We start from the raw sequence: 4730 nt of genomic DNA, 5'->3' as shown, positions 1-4730 counted from the left end.
TCGAAATCATTGGGAATTTGTCTTACCCTGTTTTGTATGATTTTATTTTACGGCGTAGGCCCAAGAGAAACTGTTTTTGGCAATAGGGGGGATACCATTGGAAAACAGAAAGAAATTAGGAGCGCTCCTGCTTTTGGGGGCTTTGCTCTTTAGCCTGTCCGCCTGCTCTGCCAGCGGCAGTACCAGCAGCGAGAAAACGGCTCCGCCGCCTGCCCAAACAGCAGCGGCTGCCCCGGACAAGGGGAGCAGCACCCAGGTGCAGGAAGGCAATACCTTTTATGTGAAAGCCGGAAGCCAGGTGTTCCCGGCAGTATTTGCCGACAACACCAGTGCCCAGGCCCTGAAAAAACTTCTGGAAAAGGGGACCATTACCCTGAGCCTGGAAGACTATGGCCATTTTGAAAAGGTAGGCCCCCTGGGCACCGAGCTGCCCCGGAACGATACGAAAATCACCACGGAACCCGGGGACGTGATCCTCTACCAGGGTGATAAAATTACCATTTACTATGACCAGAATACCTGGGACTTTACCCGGCTGGGCAAGATTCCAGGCGTGACCAAGGACCAGCTGCTGCAGGCCTTTGGCCCGGGGAAGGTCCAGGTGACCCTGTCCCTGACCAGACCCTGAGAAGCAAAGCAGTGCGCAGAAAGGAGCGGTATTATGGATAAGAAAAAAGGTTTGCTGGCGGGGCTTTTGCTGCTGGGCTCCCTGGCTTTTACAGCCTGCGGCAGCAGCGCCGGGGCAGCCGGACCCAATGAGGCCAAGCCGGTGGGCAGCACGGCCAAAACCACGGCAGCAGCCTCTGCCGCCGGAACCCTGACCACCAATGGGGGAGCGGTCCTTGACCTGGCCCAACTGAAACACTATACCACCAATAAGGAAGCCCCCAAGGTATACTTTATTGCCGACATTACCCCGGAAGCTATGATCAAGGCCTACGACGCCCTGGGCTGGAAACCCGCCGGGAAAGTAGCTGTGAAGCTGTCCACCGGGGAACCTCCCGCCAGCAACTACCTGTCCCCCAAACTCATTGGGGAACTGGTCCACAAGGTGAACGGCACCATTGTGGAATGCAATACGGCCTACGGCGGCAGCCGTTCCACCACCGCCATGCACTACCAGGTGGCCAAGGACCATGGCTTTACGGACATAGCCAATTTCCAGATTTTGGACGAAAACGGCTCCCTGGCACTGCCGGTCAGCGGTGGTCAGCGGCTGAAGGAAGACTACGTAGGCGCAGCCTTTAAGGACTACGACGATTATCTGGTGCTGTCCCACTTCAAGGGCCATGCCATGGCCGGGTTCGGCGGCGCCATCAAGAATATTTCCATTGGCTTGGGCTCCAGCCAGGGCAAAGCCTGGATCCACAGCGGCGGCACCAGTATGACGGACCCCTGGAGCGGTAAACAGGACGCCTTCCTGGAAGCCATGGCGGACGCCGGCAAGGCCGTTTCCACGGCCCTGGGCAATGGGGACCGGATTGTGTATATCAATGTCATGAACCGGCTGTCCATTGACTGCGACTGCAACGGCAACCCGGCAGAACCGGATATCCACGACATCGGTATCCTGGCCTCCACGGACCCGGTGGCCCTGGACCAGGCCTGCGTGGACCTGGTGTATGCCTCCAAGGGCAGCGACGCCCTGGTGCACCGGATTGAAGACCGGCACGGTATCCACACCCTGGAAAGCGCCGAAAAAATCGGCCTGGGCTCCCGGAGCTACCAGCTGATTGATTTGGACTAAAAAACAAATAAAGGCGGCTGACCCAGCGGGCCGGCCGCTTTTAGCAAATTAGGAAAGGAGGGGGAGTATGGAAATTCTCCAGCGGGAAATGGTGTATATCTGGTACTACTTTACCCTGCAATTGGACCAGATTTTTGGCTACTGGGTCCTGGGTATGCTGCTGGGCTCCGCCGTTTCCGTCTTTTTGAAGGACAAAATCCACGGCGCTGTCCGCACCCTGGGCAGGGTCCACACAGGCGTATTGGGCCTTTTGGCCGCCAGCGCCCTGGGCATTGCCTCTCCTCTTTGTATGTACGGCACCATTCCCCTGGCCGCCTCCTTTTCCCAAAGCGGCGTAAAGGACGACTGGCTGGCCGCCTTTGCCATGGCCTCGGTGCTGCTAAATCCCCAGCTGATTATCTACAGTATGGCCCTGGGGAAAACCGCCCTGCTGATTCGGGTGGTCACCTGCTTTTTGTGCGGGGTGGCGGCAGGCCTTTTGGTGCGGATCTTCTTCCGGCACAAACCCTTCTTCACCTTTGGTCGGTTTCAGGAACCCGTGAGCCATGACACAGACCCCAACCTGCTGCTGCGGTATGTGAAAAACGTGGGCAGGAACCTGAGAGCCACCGGACCCTATTTCCTGTTTGGCATCCTGCTTTCCGCCCTGTTCCAGCGCTACGTACCCGCCCAGCTGATGACCCAGGTCTTTGGCGGCAACAAAGCCTGGGGCGTCCTGATGGCCGCAACCATTGGCGTACCCCTGTATGCCTGCGGCGGAGGCACCATCCCCCTGCTCCAGCAGTGGCTGGCAGAAGGCATGAGCCTGGGCAGCGCCGCCGCCTTTATGCTCACCGGCCCCGCCACCAAAATTACCAACCTGGGCGCACTGAAAATCGTCCTGGGACTGAAACACTTCTTGCTGTACATCGGATTTGTTATGCTATTCGCCCTGGTGACGGGGCTGCTGGTGAACGGAATTTTCGTTGCTTGAGGAAATTCAAAAACTGCACAACCAAAAAGTCAGGCTCCTCTCTGCATCGCAGAGAAGAGCCTGACTTTTCTTGTTGTAGCAACTTTTTACAACATAAAATACTTCAACACAAACACTACCGCCAAACCGCCCATCAGCGGATTCAGTTTCTTCCGCTTTCCAGTGAGCAGGTTCATAACCACGTAGCTGATGATGCCAAAGGAAATGCCTTCAGAAATGCTGTAGCAGAAGGGCATGGCAATAATGGCAATGTAGGCCGGAATGGTTTCGCTGAAATCCTGGAAGCTGATTTCCGTAATGGAGCTGAACATCAAAAAGCCCACCAGAATTAGCGCAGGAGCCGTAGCGAAGGAAGGAATGGCCATAAAGAACGGGGAGAGGAACAGGGAAACGGCGAACAAGAGGGCCACGATGACCCCGGTGAGACCGGTCCGGCCCCCTTCGGAAACCCCGGCAGCACTTTCCACCACGGTGGTTACGGTGCTGGTCCCCAGTACCGCCCCGGCGCAGGTAGCTACTGCATCGGCGAGCAGTGCTCCCCGGATGTTGGGCAGCTTGTTGTTTTCGTCCAGCATTTTGCTCTTGGTGGCCACGCCGATAATGGTGCCCAGGGTATCAAACAGATCCACAAACAGGAAGGCAAAAATCACGGCGAAGAAGTCCAAGGAGAAAATATGGCTAAAGTCCAGCTGCATAAATAACGGGGACGGATCCCGGGGCAGGAAGGACGCCAGACCCCCGGAAAAATTGGGAAATACGCTGAAGGTACCCAGGCTGGGGTCCGGCACGTACAGCCCTGTGGCTTCGCAGACCATGCCCACAAACCAGGTGCCCAGAATCCCAAACAGGATATTGCCCTTGACCTTTTTGATGATCAAAATGGACGTGAACAGGATGCCCAGCAGGGACAGCAGCACTGTAATCCCCACACTGTGGAAGGTGCCGTTAGCCAGGGCCTGGGAAAAGGAGTACAGGGAAACCTTGGTGGCTGGGTTAGCGACGATAATCCGGGAGTTCTGAAGCCCCAGAAACGCAATGAACAGCCCGATGCCCACCGTAATGGCCTGCTTCAGGGTCAGGGGAATGGCGTTGAAAATCGCTTCCCGGATGCTGGTCAGCGTCAGCAGAATGAAGATAATCCCTTCCACAAAAACGGCGGTCAAAGCCGTGTGCCAGGAATAGCCCATCTGCTGGACTACCGTGTAGGCAAAGTAGGCGTTCAGCCCCATACCCGGGGCCAGGGCGAAGGGATAGTTGGCAAAGGCAGCCATGCACAGCGTCCCCACAATGGACGCAATCGCAGTCACCGTCAACAAAGCCCCCCGGTCCATACCCGTAGTACTGAGCACCATAGGATTGACGATCAGAATATAAGCCATGGTCATAAACGTGGTAAGCCCGGCGATGATTTCCGTCCGGACCGTGGTGTGAGCTTCCTTCAGGCGGAAGACCCGTTCAAGAAATTGTTCCATAGAAAATTAGCTCCTCTTTCTTCCCCCTATAGAAATGATTTTTGTAAGAAAAGAAACGGTTTTAACCCGCTCTTTTGTAGAATAACTTCTATTATAGCAAATTTTACCCCAAAAAAGACAACTTAGTGGGGTAGACTACCATAAAAAATTGGAGACGATACTCCATGGACCGCAACAACCGATAAAAGCGCTAGCCCTGTGATAGCCGTCCGGAAAGCAAGCCCACAGGGCGAAACTGCCTGGAATACGGCGAACCGCTAATCTTGGATGGGGGACGCAATGGTGCGCTACTAATATGGGTGCAGGCCCATTCGGGCTACTTGGTTGTTGTTCGCAATGTTTGCCTTTCCGTTCTCTTTGGGGTATATTTTCAAAAAAGCGACGGAGCGCTGACTATTTTTGAAAACATAGCCACCAGTTGGTGCGGTCAGCGAACCTGAAGTGTGCTGGTTCAGGGTATCCACTCTCCTGCATCACTACCTTTCGCAAAGGTAGTGATGCTTTCCTCTCCCCTCGTATGATATGTATGTGAGTTATT

General features: G+C 55.3%; 4 protein-coding genes. 3 read left to right on the top strand and 1 reads right to left on the bottom strand.

Features of this window, described 5'->3' with window-relative positions:
• Positions 1–97: 97 nt before the first annotated feature.
• The 3 genes from DW089_RS11140 (at position 98) to DW089_RS11130 (ending at position 2720) form a co-directional block, all read left to right on the top strand.
• Positions 98–628, top strand: coding sequence for a cyclophilin-like fold protein (locus DW089_RS11140; protein WP_105327080.1), 531 nt, complete (start codon positions 98–100; stop codon positions 626–628).
• Positions 629–661: 33 nt separating this feature from the next.
• A complete protein-coding gene (locus DW089_RS11135) occupies positions 662–1747 on the top strand; it encodes a DUF362 domain-containing protein (protein WP_105327081.1) in 1086 nt (361 codons plus the stop codon).
• A gap of 67 nt (positions 1748–1814) precedes the next feature.
• Entirely contained in the window at positions 1815–2720 is a 906-nt protein-coding gene (locus tag DW089_RS11130) for a permease (protein WP_105327082.1), read from the top strand.
• Between the two features lie 86 nt (positions 2721–2806).
• Here DW089_RS11130 and DW089_RS11125 read toward each other — a convergent pair whose 3' ends face one another.
• Positions 2807–4192: an NCS2 family permease gene (locus tag DW089_RS11125; protein ID WP_105327083.1), complete on the bottom strand. Its 1386-nt coding sequence runs from the start codon at positions 4190–4192 to the stop codon at positions 2807–2809.
• Between the last annotated feature and the right edge of the window lie 538 nt (positions 4193–4730).

This window comes from Acidaminococcus sp. AM05-11 (assembly GCF_003472805.1).
Lineage (GTDB): Bacteria > Bacillota > Negativicutes > Acidaminococcales > Acidaminococcaceae > Acidaminococcus > Acidaminococcus hominis.
This window is presented reverse-complemented; position numbering and strand designations above follow the sequence as displayed.

Bases quoted from the DNA above. Each gene is read 5' to 3' on its own strand.
- DW089_RS11135 (WP_105327081.1), top strand. From the start codon at position 662: ATGGATAAGAAAAAAGGTTTGCTGGCGGGGCTTTTGCTGCTGGGCTCC.
- DW089_RS11130 (WP_105327082.1), top strand. From the start codon at position 1,815: ATGGAAATTCTCCAGCGGGAAATGGTGTATATCTGGTACTACTTTACC.
- DW089_RS11125 (WP_105327083.1), bottom strand. From the start codon at position 4,192: ATGGAACAATTTCTTGAACGGGTCTTCCGCCTGAAGGAAGCTCACACC.